General features: G+C 37.5%; 17 protein-coding genes and 1 other annotated feature. Of the genes, 15 read left to right on the forward strand and 2 right to left on the reverse strand.

The genetic code is table 11. From position 1 onward, the window contains the following. Positions 1 to 2 precede the first annotated feature (2 nt). The 14 genes from ligA (at position 3) to tyrS (ending at position 14906) form a co-directional block, all read left to right on the forward strand. Positions 3 to 2015: an NAD-dependent DNA ligase LigA gene (gene ligA / locus V6S17_RS03505; protein WP_036026739.1), complete on the forward strand. Its 2013-nt coding sequence runs from the start codon at positions 3 to 5 to the stop codon at positions 2013 to 2015. After that, positions 2012 to 3175 carry a CamS family sex pheromone protein gene (locus V6S17_RS03510; protein ID WP_029090588.1) on the forward strand — a complete coding sequence of 388 codons (1164 nt, stop codon included), beginning with the start codon at positions 2012 to 2014 and terminating at the stop codon, positions 3173 to 3175. Before ligA ends, V6S17_RS03510 begins: the two co-directional genes overlap by 4 nt. A 251-nt stretch (positions 3176 to 3426) precedes the next feature. Beyond that, positions 3427 to 3717 carry an Asp-tRNA(Asn)/Glu-tRNA(Gln) amidotransferase subunit GatC gene (gatC, locus tag V6S17_RS03515; RefSeq protein WP_029090587.1) on the forward strand — a complete coding sequence of 97 codons (291 nt, stop codon included), beginning with the start codon at positions 3427 to 3429 and terminating at the stop codon, positions 3715 to 3717. A gap of 22 nt (positions 3718 to 3739) precedes the next feature. Then, a complete protein-coding gene (gene gatA / locus V6S17_RS03520) occupies positions 3740 to 5191 on the forward strand; it encodes an Asp-tRNA(Asn)/Glu-tRNA(Gln) amidotransferase subunit GatA (RefSeq protein ID WP_029090586.1) in 1452 nt (483 codons plus the stop codon). 13 nt (positions 5192 to 5204) lie between these two features. Next, positions 5205 to 6635, forward strand: a complete 1431-nt coding sequence (gatB, locus tag V6S17_RS03525) for an Asp-tRNA(Asn)/Glu-tRNA(Gln) amidotransferase subunit GatB (protein ID WP_029090585.1) — start codon at positions 5205 to 5207, stop codon at positions 6633 to 6635. A 250-nt stretch (positions 6636 to 6885) separates the two neighbouring features. Continuing rightward, positions 6886 to 7578, forward strand: coding sequence for a response regulator transcription factor (locus tag V6S17_RS03530; RefSeq protein WP_029090584.1), 693 nt, complete (start codon positions 6886 to 6888; stop codon positions 7576 to 7578). Further along, positions 7556 to 7816: a hypothetical protein gene (locus tag V6S17_RS03535; RefSeq protein WP_029090583.1), complete on the forward strand. Its 261-nt coding sequence runs from the start codon at positions 7556 to 7558 to the stop codon at positions 7814 to 7816. Before V6S17_RS03530 ends, V6S17_RS03535 begins: the two co-directional genes overlap by 23 nt. Next, the gene (locus V6S17_RS03540; RefSeq protein WP_029090582.1) at positions 7817 to 8269 is read left to right on the forward strand and encodes a hypothetical protein; all 453 of its coding nucleotides are present in this window, start codon (positions 7817 to 7819) and stop codon (positions 8267 to 8269) included. Positions 8270 to 8337: 68 nt separating this feature from the next. Next, positions 8338 to 9738, forward strand: a complete 1401-nt coding sequence (locus tag V6S17_RS03545; RefSeq protein ID WP_051535936.1) for a sensor histidine kinase — start codon at positions 8338 to 8340, stop codon at positions 9736 to 9738. Continuing rightward, the gene (locus V6S17_RS12655; RefSeq protein WP_029090581.1) at positions 9735 to 10085 is read left to right on the forward strand and encodes a YxeA family protein; all 351 of its coding nucleotides are present in this window, start codon (positions 9735 to 9737) and stop codon (positions 10083 to 10085) included. The genes V6S17_RS03545 and V6S17_RS12655 overlap by 4 nt, the downstream gene beginning before the upstream one ends. Before the next feature lie 56 nt (positions 10086 to 10141). Continuing rightward, positions 10142 to 11497: an AMP-binding protein gene (locus V6S17_RS03550; RefSeq protein ID WP_029090580.1), complete on the forward strand. Its 1356-nt coding sequence runs from the start codon at positions 10142 to 10144 to the stop codon at positions 11495 to 11497. Then, positions 11475 to 12530, forward strand: coding sequence for a hypothetical protein (locus V6S17_RS03555; protein ID WP_029090579.1), 1056 nt, complete (start codon positions 11475 to 11477; stop codon positions 12528 to 12530). Before V6S17_RS03550 ends, V6S17_RS03555 begins: the two co-directional genes overlap by 23 nt. A gap of 100 nt (positions 12531 to 12630) precedes the next feature. After that, positions 12631 to 13239: a superoxide dismutase gene (locus V6S17_RS03560; protein ID WP_029090578.1), complete on the forward strand. Its 609-nt coding sequence runs from the start codon at positions 12631 to 12633 to the stop codon at positions 13237 to 13239. A 136-nt stretch (positions 13240 to 13375) separates the two neighbouring features. Further along, positions 13376 to 13582: a binding site (T-box leader), on the forward strand. A gap of 61 nt (positions 13583 to 13643) precedes the next feature. After that, a complete protein-coding gene (gene tyrS, locus V6S17_RS03565) occupies positions 13644 to 14906 on the forward strand; it encodes a tyrosine--tRNA ligase (RefSeq protein ID WP_029090577.1) in 1263 nt (420 codons plus the stop codon). Between the two features lie 43 nt (positions 14907 to 14949). On the opposite strand, the gene V6S17_RS03570 is transcribed toward tyrS, so the two are convergent. Next, the gene (locus V6S17_RS03570; RefSeq protein WP_029090576.1) at positions 14950 to 17568 is read right to left on the reverse strand and encodes an LPXTG cell wall anchor domain-containing protein; all 2619 of its coding nucleotides are present in this window, start codon (positions 17566 to 17568) and stop codon (positions 14950 to 14952) included. An 826-nt stretch (positions 17569 to 18394) separates the two neighbouring features. On the opposite strand from V6S17_RS03570, the gene V6S17_RS03575 reads away from it, so the two are divergent. After that, positions 18395 to 19006, forward strand: coding sequence for a hydroxyethylthiazole kinase (locus V6S17_RS03575; RefSeq protein WP_146135195.1), 612 nt, complete (start codon positions 18395 to 18397; stop codon positions 19004 to 19006). A 620-nt stretch (positions 19007 to 19626) separates the two neighbouring features. On the opposite strand, the gene rpsD is transcribed toward V6S17_RS03575, so the two are convergent. Continuing rightward, positions 19627 to 20229 carry a 30S ribosomal protein S4 gene (rpsD, locus tag V6S17_RS03580; RefSeq protein WP_029090574.1) on the reverse strand — a complete coding sequence of 201 codons (603 nt, stop codon included), beginning with the start codon at positions 20227 to 20229 and terminating at the stop codon, positions 19627 to 19629. Between the last annotated feature and the right edge of the window lie 83 nt (positions 20230 to 20312).

A 20312-nucleotide genomic window follows, 5' to 3' on the forward strand; every position in this document is an offset into this window, starting at 1 on the left:
AAATGAACGAACGTTTAGATGAATTAAAACAACGATTACACGAGCTGAGTTATGCGTATTATGTGCTGGATAACCCCGTCGCAGAAGATGGCGAATATGATGCGTTATATGCGGAACTTGTAACAATTGAAACAGCCCATCCAGAGCTTGTAACAGAAGATTCTCCCACGCAACGCATCGGTGGTGTTGTACTAGATAAGTTTGAAAAAGTGCCACACGATGTACCGATGTTAAGCATGGGTGATGTGTTTAACGAGGAGGAAATTCGTCAATTTGATCAACGTGTTCGTAAAGAGCTTGAAGTGGATCAAGTTGATTATACAGTGGAGCTTAAAATTGATGGTCTAGCGTTATCGCTTAAATTCGAAGAGGGTCGCTTGGTACAAGGTGCTACTCGTGGTAATGGTACCATCGGAGAGAATATAACTGCCAATGTAAAAACAATCCGTTCAGTGCCATTGAAATTACGTGAGCCCTTAACCATTGAAATACGTGGGGAAGCCTATATGCCAAAACGCTCTTTCGCCAAATTGAACGAAAGTCGTGAAGAAGAAGGCTTGGCACTTTTTGCTAATCCTCGTAATGCAGCCGCAGGTTCATTACGTCAATTAGACACTAAAATTGCAGCTTCAAGAAATCTTGACACCTTTTTATATGCGGTCGCTAATCCCTCTGTTTTAAATGTAGAACGACACAGTGAGATGTTAGCGGCAATAGAAAAAATTGGCTGTCATGTGAATAATGAATTCAAAGTGGTTCATTCGATTGAAGGTGTGATGGAGTATATCGCGAAGTGGACAGAAAAACGTAATCAATTACCGTATGATATTGATGGGATTGTTATTAAAGTTGATCGTTTTGATTACCAACGTCAACTCGGTGCCACGGTAAAAGTACCGCGATGGATGATTGCTTATAAATTCCCAGCCGAAGAACAATCAACACGTTTAATTGATATTGAGCTAAGCATTGGTCGTACGGGTGTTGTTACACCGACTGCGATTTTAAATCCCGTACAGCTAGCAGGAACGACAGTTCAACGTGCTTCTTTACATAATGCTGACTACATTAACGGGAAAGATATTCGTATAAATGATGAAGTAATCGTTAAAAAAGCAGGGGATATTATTCCAGAAGTGGTGCGAGTCCTAATCGAAAAGCGACCAGCTGATAGCGAACCTTATGTGATGCCCACTCATTGTCCTTCATGCGAAAGCGAATTGGTCCGCTTAGATGATGAAGTCGCACTACGCTGTATTAATCCTAAATGTGGGGCACAAATTCGCGAAGGTTTGATTCACTTTGCTTCTCGTAATGCTATGAATATTGAGGGGCTTGGCGATAAGGTTGTTTCACAATTACATGAACATCACTTAATTGCTGATGTTGCCGATTTGTATAAATTAAAAATGGAAGATTTATTGCCATTGGAGCGTATGGGTGAAAAATCAGCAACAAAATTATTAGCTGCTATTGAAACATCAAAAGCCAATTCATTAGAAATGTTACTATTTGGCCTTGGTATTCGTCATGTCGGTGCGAAGGCTGCGAAGTCGCTTGCACAACATTTTGGAGAAATTGAGGCGTTACAAACAGCAACGGTAGAAGAATTAATTAGTATTGATGATGTTGGTGGTATTATGGCCGATTCAATCGTAACTTATTTTAGCAATCCGCAAGTGGTCGAATTGATTGAAGAACTGCGTCAGGTCAACGTTAATTTAACTTATACCGGACCGTCTTTAGCAAATAAATCAGCGGATGAGCTAGTTTTTAATGGTCAAACAGTAGTGTTAACTGGTAAACTAGAGCATATGACACGCAATGAAGCTCAATTACTAATTGAAAGCCTCGGTGGCAAGGTAACAGGCAGCGTCAGTAAAAAAACAGATGTTGTTGTTGCAGGAACCGATGCAGGCTCTAAGCGAACAAAAGCTGAGAGTCTACAGATTCCAATTTGGTCTGAAGCGGACTTACGCGTGTACTTAAAAGATGAAGGTGACCAAAAACTATGAAAAAATTGATTATATTAGCTGCTGGACTTACACTTGTTTTAGCAGGATGTGCGCCACAATTATCAAGTGAAAAAGCCGTTAAAAATGATAGCAGTACGAGTAAAAAAGAAACTCAAATTGTTACGAAAAATAATATTTCAAGTGACTATTACCGCACAATTCTACCTTATAAAGAAAGCCCGACACGCGGATTAATCGTCTCAAACCTCAATACGCGTTTTGATATCAATGAGATGGAAATTGGTTTACAACGTATTGCAACAACGAAATACAACAGTGAAGATTATGCTTTTCAAGAGGGGCAATACCTTACCAAAGGGACGGTTACTTCGTGGTTAAATCGTAAATATTCAGATAAACAACTGAAAGAAAAGAAACTATCAGATAGTGATAACGTTGGTTTAAACCCTGTTTTTAATGGGAATGGTACTGATCGTAATCCAATTTATCTTGCACATATTTTAGAACAAAATTACCTTGAAAATAAGGGTGATACAGTAAAATTAAATGGTGTGATGATTGGTTTAGCAATGAACTCTGTTGATTATTATCAAAAAGAAAGTTACGGTGCAACTTACTCAACACCAATCAGCAAAGCGAAAATGAAGGAAGAAGGCCAAAAAATGGCAGATACGCTCATTACGCGTATGCGCCAAATGAAAGGTTTATCTGATGTGCCAATCACGATTGCAATTTTTGCACAAAATTCAAAAGATGCAATGGTATCTGGTAGTTATTTAAGCTATGCAACTGCTAAACAGGGGTCATCTGAGCTTGGTAAATGGGATGATTTAGATGAGAGCTTTGTGTTATTCCCATCTGATGAAGCCAAAAGTGATCATTTAGATGATTATAACTGGTTCAAGAGTTTCTCAGCAGATATTCAAACGTACTTTTCAAACTTTAATGGTGTCATTGGACGTGGTTTTTATGAAGGAAAAGAATTGAAAAAAATCACAATTGATATTCCTGTAAACTTCTTTGGTGAAGCCGAAATTGTTGGATTTACGCAGTTCGCCACTGATATGGTTGCGAAGCATCTTCCTTCATCTGTAGATGTTGAAGTAAATGTAACAACGACGGATAATCAAGCAAATGCGTCTTTAATTACACGTGACGCAGGTAGTAAAACAGCAAATGTTCATATTTTTGATCGTTAGTATACAATAGAGCACCTCTCAAGAGAGTTGTTTCTGTAAAGAAGTAAAATGTTGTCGAGAAATTATCGATAACATTTTGCTTTTTTTGATGTATGAAGCAAATGAGAGCTTATTTAAGTGTTAGTAAAGAATTACTTCCATAGCTTTCGTTGAATTGTGTGAACAATTCATCCTAAACGTTTATTTTAACAGCGATATCGTGTAGAATAGAGAAGTATGAATTAAAGAGTAGTTATTTTAGGAGGGTTAATATGTCTGTTATTTCTAAAGCAGAAGTTGAGAAAGTAGCGAGTTTAGCTCGCCTTGAAATCACTGAAGCAGAAGCCGAACAATACGCAACACAATTGGAACAAATCATTAACATGGTTGAGAAATTAAATGAACTAGATACAGAAAACATTAAACCAACAACACACGCTGTACCGTTGACAAATGTTTTACGTGAAGATGTAGCTGCTGAAGGCCTTGACCGTAATCTTGTGTTAAAAAATGCACCAGATTCGCAAGATGGCTATATCAAAGTACCATCAATTATGGATTAGTAGGGAAGGAGACCGAATAGACATGGCATTATTTGATTTAACTATCAAAGAATTACACCAAAAGTTGGTGAATAAAGAAGTAACTGCAGTTGATTTAGTCAATGCAGTATATGCGCGCGTGGATGAAGTGGAAGAAAAAGTTCAAGCGTTTATCACATTAACAAAAGAACAAGCATTGGCAGAAGCTGCTGCAATTGATGCGAAAGGTATTGATCCAGACAACGTTCTTGCTGGTTTACCAATCGGAATTAAAGATAATATTGTAACAAAAGATATTTTAACGACTGCTGCTAGTAAAATTTTGACTGGTTTTGAACCAATCTATGATGCGACAGCAATGGTTAAATTACATGAAAAAGATATGATCACTATTGGTAAATTAAACATGGATGAGTTTGCAATGGGATCAACTACAGAAACATCTTACTATGCAAAAACAGCCAATCCATGGGATTTATCACGCATTCCTGGTGGCTCATCAGGTGGTTCTGCTGCAGCTGTTGCTGCGGGTGAAGTTCCTGTAGCTCTAGGTTCAGATACAGGTGGTTCAGTTCGTCAACCTGCTGCATTCTGTGGTGTTGTTGGAATGAAACCAACATACGGACGAGTGTCACGTTATGGGTTAATCGCCTTTGCGTCGTCATTGGATCAAATTGGGCCAATTACACGTACGGTTGAAGATAATGCGCTTGTACTAGAAGCTATTTCAGGTGTAGATGCACATGATTCAACATCTGTGCCACAACCCAAAGCTGATTTTACAAGTGAAATTACTAAAGATATTAAAGGCATGAAAATTGCTGTACCAAAAGAATATTTAGGTGATGGTGTTCAGGATGGCGTTAAAGCACGCGTTCTTGAAGCAATTGAAACACTTAAAAACTTGGGTGCAACAGTAGACGAAGTCAGCTTACCTCATATTGAATATGGTGTTGCAGCTTATTACGTACTTGCATCAAGTGAAGCATCATCGAATCTTTCACGTTTTGATGGCGTACGTTATGGTTACCGTTCACCAGATGCACATGATTTAGAAACACTCTATACAAAATCACGTGCTGAAGGATTTGGTCCAGAAGTGAAGCGTCGTATCATGCTAGGAACGTTTGCTCTAAGTTCAGGTTATTATGATGCTTATTATAAAAAAGCACAACAAGCACGTACGATGATTATTGGTGATTTTGAAAAAATCTTTGCTGATTACGATGTAATTGTTGGGCCAACAGCGCCAACTATCGCATTTAAATCAGGTGATTATGCTAAAGATCCAATTACAATGTACATGAATGATGTGTTAACAATTCCAAGTAACATGGCAGGTGTACCAAGTTTGTCAGTTCCATGTGGATTGAGCGAAAATATGCCAGTTGGCTTACAAATTATCGGTAAACAATTTGATGAAGCGACAGTATATCGTGTAGGACATGCATTCGAACAAGCAACGAACTTTAACGAATTAAAAGCCGAATTGTAGGGAGGTTACAACAGTGAATTTTGAAACAGTAGTAGGACTTGAAGTCCATGTAGAACTAAAAACAGACTCAAAAGTATTCTCGTCATCACCAGCTCATTTTGGTGCAGAACCGAATACAAATACCAGTGTTGTAGACTTAGGTTATCCTGGGGTTTTACCAACATTAAATAAACGTGCCGTTGAATTTGCAATGAAAGCCGGAATTGCACTTAACTGTGAAATTAACCGTGAAACTAAATTTGACCGTAAAAACTATTTTTATCCTGATAATCCCAAAGCCTACCAAATTTCACAATTTGATAAACCAGTTGCTAAAAATGGCTGGATTGATATTGTTGTTGGCGGTGAAACAAAACGTATTCGTATCGAACGTGTTCACTTGGAAGAAGATGCAGGTAAATTAAACCATGAAGGTAACGGCTACTCATTAGTCGATTATAACCGTCAAGGAACACCGTTAATTGAAATTGTATCTGAAGCAGATATGCGTACAGCTGAAGAAGCTTACGCTTACCTAGAAGCGATCAAATCAATTATTCAATATACAGGTGTCTCGGATGTTAAGATGGAAGAAGGTTCATTACGTTGTGATGCCAATATTTCTATCCGTCCATTAGGGCAAGAAAAATTTGGAACAAAAACAGAAATTAAAAACTTGAACTCATTCTCATACGTTCGTAAAGGGATTGAATTTGAAGAAAAACGCCAAGAAAAAGTTTTATTAGCTGGCGGTGTTATTGGTCAAGAAACACGTCGTTTTAACGAAGCAACAGGTGAAACATTGTTAATGCGTGTGAAAGAAGGATCAGACGATTACCGTTACTTCCCAGAGCCAGACTTGGTTGATTTAGTGATTGATGATGAGTGGATGGCAGCCGTTAAAGCTGAAATTCCAGAATTACCAGGTTCACGTCGTGCGCGTTATATTAACGAATGGGGTATCCCTGCATACGATGCGATGGTCTTAACATTAACAAAAGAGATGTCGGATTTCTTTGAAGCAACTGTTGCAAATGGTGCTGAAGCGAAACAAGCGTCAAACTGGTTAATGGGCGAAGTATCAGCGTATCTTAACGCAGAACAACAAGAATTACATGATACAGCATTAACACCAAAAAACCTTGCTGGTTTAATCAAATTGATTGAAGCAGGTACAATCTCTTCTAAAATTGCTAAAAAAGTTTTCCGTGATGTTATTACGGAAGGTGGCAATCCAGAAGAAATCGTTAAAGCAAAAGGGTTAGTACAAATGTCAGATGCCGGTGAATTGACTAAAATCATCACTGAAATTATTGACAATAACCTTCAATCTGTTGAAGACTTTAAAAATGGTAAAGACCGTGCTGTTGGTTTCTTAGTGGGTCAAGCAATGAAAGTTACTAAAGGACAAGCTAATCCAAAAATGGTTAACCAAATCATTGTGGACGAATTAAACAGACGCTAAAATTAAGGACTGTCGCGCTAAAATAGGCGATGTCTGACATATATATAAAGAAGATTCCTAAAGCTAGCATTTAGGAGTCTTCTTTTTTTCTGAGGAAAATGAAGGAGTTAAGAAAATGTTAAGAATTTCTTGCATCTTTCCTAGTTTTTTATTGTTATTCTATAAAAGTAGTAAGGCGTTACAAGCAAAAGCAATGTATACTTAGGGTGATGAAAAATCAGTAGCGTAAATGAAGGGACGGAATAATGTAATGGCATACCGTGTACTAGTGGCAGATGATGATCATGATATTAGACAGGCAATCACAATTTATCTTAAAAATGAAGGTTTAGAAGTTAGCGAGGCAGCTAACGGTGAAGAAGTATTGCGTATAATTGCGAACGAAGAGGTTCATTTATTAATTTTAGATGTCATGATGCCGATTTTATATGGTTTAACAACGGCAATAAAATTGCGTGAGAATGATGAAAACATTCCGATTTTAATGTTGAGCGCAAAAAGTGAAGACATTGATAAAATTCATGGTTTACAAGTGGGGGCGGATGATTATTTAGAAAAGCCATTTAACCCACTCGAATTAATGGCACGCGTACGAGCGCATTTGCGACGATATACGAAATTAGGGACGATGGAGAAACCTGCATCAGTGTTAACTATCGAAGGTTTAACATTAGATCAGGTAACAAAAATAGTGACCATTGAAGGTCAGCCCTTAAAAATGACACCCAAAGAGTTTCAAATTTTAGCATTGTTGATGTCACATCCAAATCAGGTATTTTCAATGGAGCAAATTTATGAGCAGATTTGGAAAGAAGTGGGCTTTAATATTGAAAATACAGTATCCGTTCATATTCGTAAAATTCGCGAAAAAATTGAAATTGATCCAAAAAAACCAAAATATTTAAAGGTGGTGTGGGGCGTTGGTTACAAAATCGAACATTAAAACAGCCATCGTGCTGACTATTTTATTAACAGTTATTTGTTATACATTGATTCCCTTAGCAATGTCGCATTATTTAAGAGAACAACTAGTAATGGATAAGGATAAAGCAGTAGTGAGTAACTACAATGCAAATAATGATTCTTTGTTTTATGACTATACGAGTGAGCTTTTTTTAACAGCGTTAACACAGAAAAATAAAGACAACACGTTAAATTTAACAACAGCTGATGCGCGTTAATTGTACGATAATGAGAAAGCTAACGCTGCAGAAAATACTGACGATAAAAGTACCGAGGAAATGAAGCTTTACCGTAAAAAAATTTCTGAGGCACAAGCGAGCGGAGATACCAAAAGAGCGAAGAGTTTACGCTCAGAATTAGATGCGATGATAAAAACACAATATGATTATTATTCTGATGATAAAAAAATACTCGCTTGGGCGAATACAAAGTTACTGGCTAATTTGAAAGAAGGGCTTCTTTCACTCAAAGAAAGTAAAGAAGGGCTCGATGATACTTATTACTACTATATATTCGATACAGCCTCAAAAGAGATACTAACGAATATGCCAACTATCAAAGCAAGCTCTAGTAAAGCTGATGTACAAATGGAATTAGAGCGTCTAGGTGCTAACAAAAATAAAAAATTATTCAAACCAGAACTGTTAAAATTAACCTTAAAGATGAGTTAAATACTGAATCAATTCACATACGCAAAGCGCCATCAGCTGAATATCAAACTGTTTTTGCAGATAAAGACTTGTTGGCGAACTACTCAACCTATGTCAAAGAAGTGGGTCAAACAAAAATGATTGCTTGGTTGTATGTCATATCGGGTGGTCTTGCTTTGATCGTGTTAGTTTGGTTAGTAGCGAAAAGACAAACATTAAAAATAGCACCGCTGTTTAATTTACCACTAGATATTGCTTTAATCGGTGCACTTTTTAGCGGTGGTTTACTAATAGTGGTCTATCGAAGTACAGCTGCCTATGAACTCACACCGTTAATTTTGTCAGGTATTTTGATGGCAATTATTGTGATAAGTAGTCCACGTTTGTATCAAGCATACCGCAGTGAAACAGTCAGAAATGAACTGAAATCAGGTGTGATTGGAAAATGGCTTGAAAACTATCAGAGATTATCATTGATGATGCATGTTTTTTGTCTAATCGTGATGATGTGTATGAGTGGGGCATTGGGTCTTCTTATCGCAACACAAGAAAGCCCCTATGTAGGATTGTTCGTTTTTAGTGTCTTAGCACTGCTTAGTTTGATTATGCACATGGTTTATTATCACCGCGTTCGTGAAACAATGAAACGCCCAGCAACTATTATTCAAGCAGCTACTGGGGAAGCAATTATGCAGGTATCGAATAAAACAGTCGCAGAGGTAAATGTTGACTATGAACGTTTAGAGCAACTGATTAATCAAAAAATACAAAAAAGTGAAAAAAGTGAAAGTTTAAAAACGGATCTTATCACCAATGTTAGTCATGATTTAAGAACACCGCTCACTTCTATTGTGACATATAGTGATTTGATGCAACAACCAAATGTTACACTCGCTGACCAAGCTGCTTATGCAGAAGTGATTCAAAGAAAAGCCCAGCGTATGAAACAGTTGATTGACGATTTATTTGAAGTAACGAAGATGGATAATGGTGCAATTGAATTAAATTATACAGAAGTTGACCTTGTCGCACTTGTTAAGCAAAGTGTCGGTGAGTATACAGAAGAATTCAATTCAAGTAGTTATTTGCTAAGAACAACATACCCTGAACAACCAATAATGGTAACAATTGACAGTGATAAGATTTGGCGTGTGATTGATAATTTATTACAAAACACCTTGAAATATACGTTACCACAATCTCGTATCTATGTTACTGTGCAAGATGAGATGAACCAAAGTCGGATTATTATCAAAAACATTTCAAATTATGAACTTAATGAAGCTGCACCGCTATTAATTGAGCGTTTTAAACGAGGCGAACAAGAAAAAGCACGTGATACTGAGGGACATGGTTTGGGGTTGGCGATTGTTCAGTCGATTGTGTCGCTGCATCAAGGACAACTGATTGTTACAGTAGATGGTGATATGTTCAAAGTACAAGTTGTTTTACCACATAAAGCCGCACAAGAAAGTCAGTTTGGGCTATGAGAACCCTCGCAGCAAGTCTGATTACCGTTCTTTTCATCACTGTGATATGCATTAATTTACCCTATCATAGACCTTTGTTAGATCGCCTCAATCCGACACTGTGTGAAACAACAAGTTATGCTAAAGTACCAATGGATGTCACCAACTACAATAAGATTTTGGCATATGAAAGAGATGGAAAGCCAGTTAAGTATACGTTTAATTTTGCTGCTATCGACCAAAAAAAGTCCTTTGTTAAAATTTATCATCGTGGACTATACATCATAAAAATTGCCTATGTCCCTTTTAAAAACTTACCAAAAAGAGTTCAAAAAAAGTTAACAGAAGCTAATGTAAACTCTAGTTAATAAAAGTTGACATTCCTAGAACTGGATGTCATACTATAGCAAAAAGCGGTGAAAAAATGTTAGCGATTTATGATGATAAGCAACACGATAAACGAGTAGCTCTTGATGATGGTTGTGAGCGATATACTTGGTCTGAATTACGTGAACAAGTAGCAAAATCTGCACAAGGACTACGAAATCTTCAAACTTCAGGCACTGTGATGATTGAAATGACAAATACTGCTGAAGCACTCATCCAATTGATGAGTGCTTTTCAGGCAGGATGGGATGTTTGTCCCTTTTCTAGTAAAGCGAAACACTCGCAAGTCCAACGTTTAGTTGACACGTTACAGCCGCAGTTAATGATAGCAATACAAGGAAATCATACTATTCCAGTCTACACGCAGGCTGAATGGCGAGAGCGTTACAATTTGTTAAAACCTTATGTGAAACATCAGAGCACCAGTCATTTTGTTGGAACAACTTCTGGTACAACAGGTCTTCCGAAAATATTGTATCGTACAATTAAATCATGGCAAGCAAGTAGTGAGGCATTAGCTGATGCTTATCATAATGAGAAGGTTCAAACAGTGATTATCCCAGGTAAATTAGAACAGGGGCATTTTTTAATGGGAGCGATTGATGGTCTGTGTCGTGGTTTATCTATCCGCTTATTGTCACGTTATCACCCACAGGCTTTACGTCAGCTTATTGAGGGAACGCAAGACCCACTCGTCTACATTGTGCCGACAATGATGCAACATTTAGCAGAATTACCGACGAACACCAGTGGTTTTTGGTTATGTGGGGGTGATCACTGTCAAACGTATTGGCAAGAACGCTTAAAAACAGCCGCGCCCCGTATGCGTTTATGGCGTTATTATGGTTCAATGGAAACAAGTTTTATTAGTTTAGCTCGTGATACAGATGCACCTGATAGTGTAGGTTTTCCGATGTTAGGTGTAAACATTACATTGACGACAGAACAGAAAATTAGCGTGCGTAGCAATCAACTGTTTTCTGGTTATGATAGTAAGGAACAACACATTAATCAGTGGGAAACGAGTGATTATGGATATTTGTCTGAAGCAGGTGAATTAACGGTAATTGGGAGAGATACTAATCGTATCCAATTTGGTGCGTTAACAGTACAAGCGGAAGTCGTTGAAGCGGTTTTACAACAAACAGAGAATTTAGATGAAGTTGTGGTCATCGGACAAAACGATGCCTATTGGGGCGAAATTGTTGTTGCGTATTACACAGGACGAGCAACGAAAAAAACATTACGACAATTGTGTCGACATCAGCTTAAGGCACATGAACGCCCACGATTATTTGTACATGTAGCTGAATTACCACATACGATAACTGGCAAAATTGATCGTCAAAAAATGAAAGAGGAGGGTATCCATGAACCGAGTAGTCATTGTTGAAGTCAGTCGAACGGCGATTGGTAAACAAGGCGGTATTCATCGTAATTTAGATGAGCGGATGTTAATCACCCCCTTGCTGCAAAAGCATGTTGCTAAATTAGCACAGGTAGATGAGGTGATTTTAGGTAATATTGTGGGGCACGGGGGAAATGTTGCCCGTTTTTCAGCATTAAATGCAGGCCTGAATTGCCCTGGCTTAACGATTGATACCCAATGTATTGCAGGGCTCACTGCGTTGAAAGTGGGAATGAGTTACATTCAATCTGGCCTCGCCGACTCGTTATTAATTGGTGGGACAGAATCACTCTCAACATCGCCTTATCCAACACGCGCACAATTTTCACCAGAAGAAATAGGGGATCCTGATATGATAGAAACGGCAATACTTCAACAAAAACGTTCTGCAATGAAGCCAGACTTAATCACAGCTAAAACAAGGATGAGTTATGAACGGGCATTGGCAAGTCTTGTTCACAAAAAAACTATTTACAATAATGAAACAGATGAATTTTTAGAGCGTGCTGATTTAAAAGTGTTAGAAAGAGTATTAGCTAAACAGACAAATAGCGTGAATCCAGCTACAAGTAGCAGGTTTTCGGATGGTGCAGCTTTATTGACAGTTGTTTCTGAAAATTTTGCATTAGAGCATGATCTTCAACCAGTGTTAGAAGTTGTTGCAACAGCGACAACGGCTGTTTCACCCTATGATGTACCGGTTGCAGCAATAACAGCCACTCAAAGGCTCTTAGAAGAAAATAACCTACAAGCGAAGGACATTGACCGATTCGACATCGTTGAAGCGTATGCGACTAAAATAGTCGCTTTTCAAGAGGTTTTAGGGGTGAGTGACAGTCAATTGAATCCTGATGGAGGTGCTTTAGCCTATGGTCATCCTTACGCTGCTTCTGGAATTATATCAGTTGCGCATATCTTTAATACTTTTATAGCGGAAAAAAATATTGAACAAGCTGTTGTTGCTGCCGCAGGGGCAGGTGGAATAGGGCAAGCATTTCTTTTGAAACGCTATCATTGAAAAGAGTAAATTCCAAACCAATCGCGTGAATTTCATCATTATCTGTGGTATCTTTGAGAGAGTAATAAAACAAAAATAGATTCAAGGGGGAAAACAGATCATGACTTATACATTACCAGAATTACCTTACGAATATTCGGCTCTAGAGCCACACATTGATGCGAAAACAATGGAAATCCACCATTCTAAACACCATCAAACATATGTAACAAACGTTAACAAAGCTTTGGAAGGACATGCTGATTTAGCATCAAAATCAATTGAAGAATTGGTAGCAGATTTAGCAAGCGTTCCTGAAGATATCAAAGCTGCTGTACGTAACAGTGGTGGCGGACATGCCAATCACTCATTCTTCTGGACTTCAATTTCACCAAACGGTGGGGGAAAACCAGTTGGCGAATTAGCTGAAGCAATCGATGCTAAATTCGGTTCATTCGAAGCCTTCCAAGAAAAATTCACAGCAGCTGCAACTGGCCGCTTTGGTTCTGGTTGGGCATGGTTAGTATTATCAAACGGTGAGCTTGAAATTACTTCTACAGCTAACCAAGATTCTCCATTAACAGATGGTAAAACACCTGTCATTGGTATTGATGTTTGGGAACATGCTTATTACCTTAACTACCAAAACCGTCGTCCTGAATACATCAAAGCGTTTTACAACGTTGTTGATTGGTCAAAAGCAAACGAAGTATTTAACGCAGCAAAATAAAGAATAAGATAAAGTGTTGGTGGCTAATTGCTACCAACGCTTTTTTTACGTTTTAAAAAGGTTAGAACCGTATTTAGGATATTAACATTGACAAATGGGTTGTTACCCACTAGTATTGTATTTAACAACTTCATGAATATATGCAAAGAAGGAACGAAGTAAATCCCTTATCACTAGTTGAGAGAGCTTGTGGTCGCTGCGAACAAGTCTATATAAGGTGATTGAATTACACTCTGGAGCATTTGTACAGCAATGTACAACGGGTCATACCGTTAACTATACAAGCAGTAACCTTTTGGGGTTATTAAAATAGGGTGGTACCACGGTGAATATCGTCCCTTCGTTTCTTATAGAAGCGGAGGGGCTTTTTTGTGTCTATGAAGAAAAAAAGGAGATGGAAAAAAATGAATATTATTGAAGAATTAGAATGGCGCGATGCGATATACCAACAAACAGATGCAGCTGGTTTGAAAGAATTAACTGAAAAAGAAAGCATTTCATTGTATTGTGGTATGGATCCAACAGGAGATAGCATGCATATCGGGCATTTAATCCCATTTATGATTTTACGACGTTTCCAACTCGCAGGACATCGTCCAATTTTCTTAATGGGCGGCGCTACAGGATCAATTGGTGATCCAAGTGGTAAAGCAGAAGAGCGTCAATTACAATCGATGGAACAAATTAATCAAAATGTGGAATCATTACGTGCCCAATTAGAAAAATTATTTGATTTTTCAGGTGAAAATGGTGCGATTTTAGTTAATAACTATGATTGGACGAAGTCTTTAAGCGTGTTGGATTTCTTGCGTGATATCGGTAAACGTTTCAACGTGAACACAATGTTAAGCAAAGACATTGTCGCAAATCGTTTAGAAACAGGGATTTCATTTACAGAGTTTAGCTACCAAATATTACAAGCAATGGATTACAATCATCTATACGAACACAACAACTGTCGTTTACAAATTGGTGGAAGTGACCAATGGGGTAATATTACGGCTGGTCTTGAATTGATTCGTAAAGAGCATGGCGATAAATCGAAAGCCTTTGGTTTAACAATTCCATTAATGCTGAAGTCGGATGGAACCAAATTTGGTAAAACAGCTGGTGGTGCAATTTGGTTAAACCCAGAAAAAACAACACCGTATGAATTTTATCAATTTTGGTTAAATACAGATGACCGTGATGTCGTTAAATACTTGAAATACTTCACGTTTTTGGATGAAGCAACGATTACAGCATTGTCTGAAAAAGTAGCAACTGAACCACATCTACGTGCAGCACAAAAAACATTAGCAAGTGAAATGACAACTTTCGTTCATAGTCAAGCGGCGTTAGATCAAGCAATCAAAATATCAGCAGCGTTATTTAGTGGTGATATTAAAGGCCTAACAGCAGATGAAATTGAAGTTGGTTTTAAAGATGTGCCATCGTTTGAAGGTGATAAAAACAGCGAATTAAATATCGTTGATTGGCTTGTAGCCTTGAAAATTGAACCAAGTAAACGTCAAGCGCGTGAAGACGTAACAAATGGTGCAATTTACATCAATGGTGAGCGTCAACAAGATACAACAGCAATCATTGCTGCAGAAGACCGTATTGGTGATCGTTTTACACTTGTACGTAAAGGTAAGAAAAAATACCATCTTGTTACTTATAAATAAGTGCAAAAAAAACAGAATCGATATAATCGATTCTGTTTTTTATTTAATTTTTGTTGCGGCGTCTCAACATTACGAGTGATGAGGCGATCACTGCGATACCTAAAAGTGGCAACAATGGCGATTGCTTATCACCTGTTTTAGGTAGTAACGATGCGTTATTTTTTGTAGTTTCTGCGATGGTTGATGTTGGTACTATCGTTTGAGATGAATCAGCGGTGTTTTCATCGAATACCTCATACTCAACGTAGCTAAATTCTTCTTTTTCGTGTAGAAGGATAAACTCTTCTGAGTCATCACCAGAGTCAATTTTCTCTTGTTGCTCATTTGTTTGATCAGGAAGAGTTGGTTCAGGTAGAGTCGGTGATATTAACTCGGAAACAAGCTGGAAGCCATTAATCACCGTATGTACTTCGCCTTCTGGACTCGTTTCAGTGAAGGTTGCAAAATAACTCCCATCATCCAGACCTTTTAATAGCTCAACCAAATTGGAGATTTCAGAACCACTACCACTATATAGAACGTTACCTTCGATGTCGAGTATTTCCCATGTTAAGGTTGAATCTTCAATTGTTTGTGTCCCTGTAATTTTTTCTGGGTTGATATTTTTATCGATTGTAAGGGTCGCTTCTGGGTGTCTGACAGTAAAAACGTCATGAGAACTGTGCGTTTCGTCTTCTGGACTAATTTCTGTAAATGTAACGGTATAGTCGCCAGCTAATAATGCTAAGAGTTCTTTTTCTGGCACCTCAGAACCGATACCACTCATAACTTCTGCCCCATTTTTATCAGTAATAACCCATGTTAACTCTGATTCAGTCATTGTTTGTGTTCCTGTAATGTTATTAGGATTAAAAGGCTTGTTAACAGTTGTTGTTGTTTCAGGATGGCGAACAATAAAGTCACCAGTAGACGTATGCATTTCACCTTCAGGACTCTTTTCTGCAAATGTCACATGATAACTCCCCGGTTTTAGCTGTGCTAAAAAGTCAGTAGGGATATCAGAACCAGTACCAGATTTTATAATCGCACCTTGTGCATCAGTGAGAATCCATACTAATTCGGAATCTGATATTGTTTGTGTCCCCGTAATTTTATCAGGATTGAATGGTTTATTAACCGTTGTCGTCGTCTCAGGGTGGCGAATTGTAAATTCACCTTGTGAACTGTGAGTCTCATTTTCAGGACTCATTTCAGTGTATGTAACGACATAAGTCCCAATTGCTAATTTGTCTAATAAACTAGTAGGGACGTCAGTTCCAGAGCCTGATTCAATAAGTTTCCCACTCTCATCTTTCAATACCCATGTTAAAACAGATTCAGCAATTGTTTGTGTCCCTTTAATAGAATGGGGATTAAATGGGCAATCAATAGTCGTTGTTGTTTCGGGATGACGTACTAAAAATTTATCAGTTGATACATGTGTTTCGCCTTCAGGGCTTGTTTCCGTAAACGTTGCTTCATATTTTCCGCCCGCTAATGATGCTAACTGCTTTTCAGAAATAATTGGACCGTTCCCTGATAATACAACGGCACCTGCCTCATTGAGTAATTGCCAAGTTAGGGTTGAGTCCGCAATTTTTTTTGTTCCCGTCACTTTTTCGGGATTGATTGGCTTATCAATTGAAATAGTTGTTTCGGGGTGTCTAATTTTGAAAGAACCTTCAGAAACACTTGTTTCATTTTCAGGACTATGTTCAGTGAAGAAAACACTATAACTGCCGTCCCCTAAAGCGTTGGTTTGTTCAACGGGTACAGTATTACCTGTGCCATTAATCAGAACAGTGCCACTACTATCTTTTACTTCCCAAGTTAAAGTTGATTCAGTGATTTTTTTTGTTCCAGTAATTGATGTGGGATTATATGTACCAACAACACTAGTCGTTGATTCAGGATGACGAATTAAAAATGAATCTGTCGTTGTATCTAGTACAGGATTCCCATATTTAGAAATTAAAGTGGCCGTTGTTTCAACAGTATAAACACCTTCTGGTAATTGGTTGAGGGTTGCTTGTGATACAGCAGCAGAGGACTCCGTTGCCACAACATTTCCAGCTTCATCTATTATTTTCCAAATGTTGCTAGCCGTTGTTTTATCAGAGCCAACAGTGATAGTAGATGGATTGATTTTATCAAAAGTGCCAGTAATATCGATTGTAGCAGCGACACGTTCAATATTCATTTTCACACGACCCGTATCGAATAATGAGCCGAATTCATCGATGACGTATGAGCGTAAGGATAAAACATATTCACCATCTGGGTAAGTGGTAGCATCAGAAAAATCAATTGTTCCACCATAAGGGATTTGGATTTCACCTTGTCCAAGATTAGCTGGTCCAGATACAATTTCATAAGTTAATTTATCTTTATAAGGATCATAAGGATAGTCGACTGTTAATTGTGTCGTTAAATCAAAATTACGATAAAGTGCATCAGCTCCACTATCAAAACCGTTAAGATTATGAATAGAAAAGAGTTTAATGTCGTAAGGTGAGATTTTTTTTGTCTCGTTTTTCTCAGCATGTTTCTCGGTATTAGTTGATACAGGTTGTATATCTTTAGTCGTTTTTAAGTTCTCATCATTGGCAGACGCTAATGTAGCAGGTAACGAAGCCAACAGTGTTGAGACAGCTATTAAGCCGTAACTCATTTTTTTATTCATTTTTGTAAATCCTCCTAATTAATAATATAACAGCGAAAATCCGTAAATTTTGACAGTCTTTATACTAATTATGCAGGATAGATATCTCAAGTGTGAGTCCATTATTTGTTTTATTTTATTAAAAAAATGAGTAGCACTTAGTTAAATTAAACGATAGGTAGTTGGTATAATGTTTAGCTATTATCTAAACGGGTATAATATCTATGTAACAGGTCACCAGAAAATCGAAAGGAGTGATAACAATGATGAGACGAAACATTAGTCAGCGTCACATGTTATTTCAACTGACGATGGTGCGTGCACCGGAACGAACGGATAACACATAAAGCCATTGCGAGTCCATCCGGGACGCCCATTCAGAATGTAAGACAAACATGTGCAAAGATTGTAAAAGGTCTACAAGCAATATGCAGTTAAACATTAAGAAGGGTAAGAAAAAACGCGAAAGTCGTGAAGATAATCGTTGTTAAACCAGATGTATTAGTGTTTTGTTTAAAGAACAGCAAGGCAATTGGAAAAGTTTAAAATTAACAACCAAGTAACTGTTAGACGCGTGATTCGATAGTGCAACGTGGAAAACTAGTATGTACCGTTAATTTAAGCAAGTGAAAAAAACTGCGGAACAGAAGATTTGAAACAAAAGTACAAAATAGTGAACGATTACGTGTAGTGTATCTGAAATATAATGAGTGTTACCGTAGGTAAACAACTTGTACAAGTTGCGGAGTGAAATGAGAGAGTGTGCTAAAATGGCACTCTCTTTTTTGTATCTTTACGATGTGATATACTGATTGTACAGTTTTGCGCGTAAAAATATATATTAGGGGTGGGAATTATACTTAGGGATATTGTTGTACTGAAAGATTATTATAGCGACCAATTAGAGCATTTGGATTTAACTAAGAGAGGCATCAATCTCATAATGAGCGATGTTCCTGAAATATTTGAAAAAAAATCGTCTTGCGATCAAGCAGTGATATTGAAGATGACCGAAATGACACCTGAAAAACTAGCGGCAATGATTAAACTGGGAAAAGAAGCTAATCGCTACAAAGTGCCACTTTTATTAGAACCAATCGCAGTTGGAGAATCGATTGAACAGTTTCATTCATTTCAAGAATTGATTAAATATCTTTCTTTTGATGTGATTATCGCGGATTTCACAACGATACTTGCTTTGTCTGGCCGTAAAAGTATGGGGGATGGGCTAGAGATTATTAGAGAGAATGAACAATTATTAGCTGAAATAGCGAATGTTTATCAATCAGTTATTGTAGTTGAAGCGGAAACTGTTTTTATTAGTGCAGGAGCTTCTTTAATTGAGAATGATGCTGTACAAGCTAAAGGTTTCAATTTAGCACTAATGACGGCTAAATACTTAGCTGATGGTGAGCAAGAAGTAAGTGCAATTCAGCATGCATTATCATTCATTGAGTAAAAGTAAGGCTATCAAGACTTGAAAATTAGATTATCATCTAATTTTTGAGAGGTCTTTTTTATATTGAAAAGCTAATTTTGCTTTTGAGTCGCATAAAAATTGTTATTATTATCTTTTGAAACTAACAGAATCAAATAAAAAAACTTATTGGATTGTAGATCAGCTTCTACAATCCTTTTTTGCGTGGTTCAGCGATTTTATTTTAAAAGGAATTTATATAAATATCGATATTTTTTGGAAAAATGGTGTTAATGACATATTTCATCACCAACACCATAAATTATAAATCCGAAATTATTTACTCCTACTGCTCTGAATAAATACAGATTATCTATGAATATTTTCAAGAGTTTATTATTACTTATAATAAAAACAGCTATTGAAGAAGGAATGGTACTCTTACGACATTAATAAATGGATTGGTACTCTCATGGCATTAACATAAGGTTTGGTACTCAATTGCTATCGCAATTTCCGTCCCATACTGTTCTCGTATAGCGGATAAATCCGCTACGATAACAGCACCCATACTATTTGCGTAAGTTCATGACTTCGTTACGATAGTTGAAACAAAAAAAGCCATTCCCGTAGGAATGGCTTTTCGAATATAACGGTGTTGCTTAACGTGAGTAAAACTCAACGATAAACGCTTCGTTAATTTCTGGGTGTAATTCAGAACGTTCTGGTAAGCGTACTAACGATCCAACGATTTTTTCAGCGTCGAAAGTTAAGTATTCAGCTACTGCTGGTGCCACTTCTAAAGACTCTTTAATAGAAGAGTTGTTAAGTGATTTTTCACGAACAGAGATAACTTGACCAGGATCTACTTGGTATGAAGGAATATCAACACGTTTACCATCGACTAAAATATGACCATGGTTTACTAATTGACGAGCTCCACGACGAGTACGAGCTAAACCTAAACGGTATACTACGTTATCTAAACGTTGCTCTAAAAGGATCATAAAGTTTTCACCTTGTTTACCTTGTAGTTTACCAGCACGTAAGAAAGTGTTGTGGTATTGACGTTCAGTTATACCGAACATGTGACGTAATTTTTGTTTTTCTTGTTGTTGTAAAGCGTATTCGCTTAATTTTGTACGTTGCGTAGGGCCATGTTGACCTGGAGCATACGGACGTTTTTCTAATTCTTTACCTGTTCCTAGAAGTGAAAGGCCTAAGCGGCGAGACAATTTCCAAGATGGACCTGTATAACGAGCCATTGAGAGACTCCTCCTTTGAATTTGTTTTAGCATAAAACAAATACGGATATGATTTACTACTAGCGGATTTCATCTTTACATAC

This window comes from Brochothrix thermosphacta DSM 20171 = FSL F6-1036 (assembly GCF_036884295.1).
Classification (GTDB): domain Bacteria; phylum Bacillota; class Bacilli; order Lactobacillales; family Listeriaceae; genus Brochothrix; species Brochothrix thermosphacta.

Excerpts from the sequence above, each read along its gene's own strand:
- V6S17_RS03550 (WP_029090580.1), top strand. The coding sequence starts at position 10,142 with ATGTTAGCGATTTATGATGATAAGCAACACGATAAACGAGTAGCTCTT.
- V6S17_RS03570 (WP_029090576.1), bottom strand. The coding sequence starts at position 17,568 with ATGAATAAAAAAATGAGTTACGGCTTAATAGCTGTCTCAACACTGTTG.
- gatC (WP_029090587.1), top strand. The coding sequence starts at position 3,427 with ATGTCTGTTATTTCTAAAGCAGAAGTTGAGAAAGTAGCGAGTTTAGCT.
- V6S17_RS03530 (WP_029090584.1), top strand. The coding sequence starts at position 6,886 with ATGGCATACCGTGTACTAGTGGCAGATGATGATCATGATATTAGACAG.
- V6S17_RS03510 (WP_029090588.1), top strand. The coding sequence starts at position 2,012 with ATGAAAAAATTGATTATATTAGCTGCTGGACTTACACTTGTTTTAGCA.
- tyrS (WP_029090577.1), top strand. The coding sequence starts at position 13,644 with ATGAATATTATTGAAGAATTAGAATGGCGCGATGCGATATACCAACAA.
- V6S17_RS03560 (WP_029090578.1), top strand. The coding sequence starts at position 12,631 with ATGACTTATACATTACCAGAATTACCTTACGAATATTCGGCTCTAGAG.
- V6S17_RS12655 (WP_029090581.1), top strand. The coding sequence starts at position 9,735 with ATGAGAACCCTCGCAGCAAGTCTGATTACCGTTCTTTTCATCACTGTG.
- ligA (WP_036026739.1), top strand. The coding sequence starts at position 3 with ATGAACGAACGTTTAGATGAATTAAAACAACGATTACACGAGCTGAGT.
- gatA (WP_029090586.1), top strand. The coding sequence starts at position 3,740 with ATGGCATTATTTGATTTAACTATCAAAGAATTACACCAAAAGTTGGTG.
- V6S17_RS03555 (WP_029090579.1), top strand. The coding sequence starts at position 11,475 with ATGAACCGAGTAGTCATTGTTGAAGTCAGTCGAACGGCGATTGGTAAA.
- rpsD (WP_029090574.1), bottom strand. The coding sequence starts at position 20,229 with ATGGCTCGTTATACAGGTCCATCTTGGAAATTGTCTCGCCGCTTAGGC.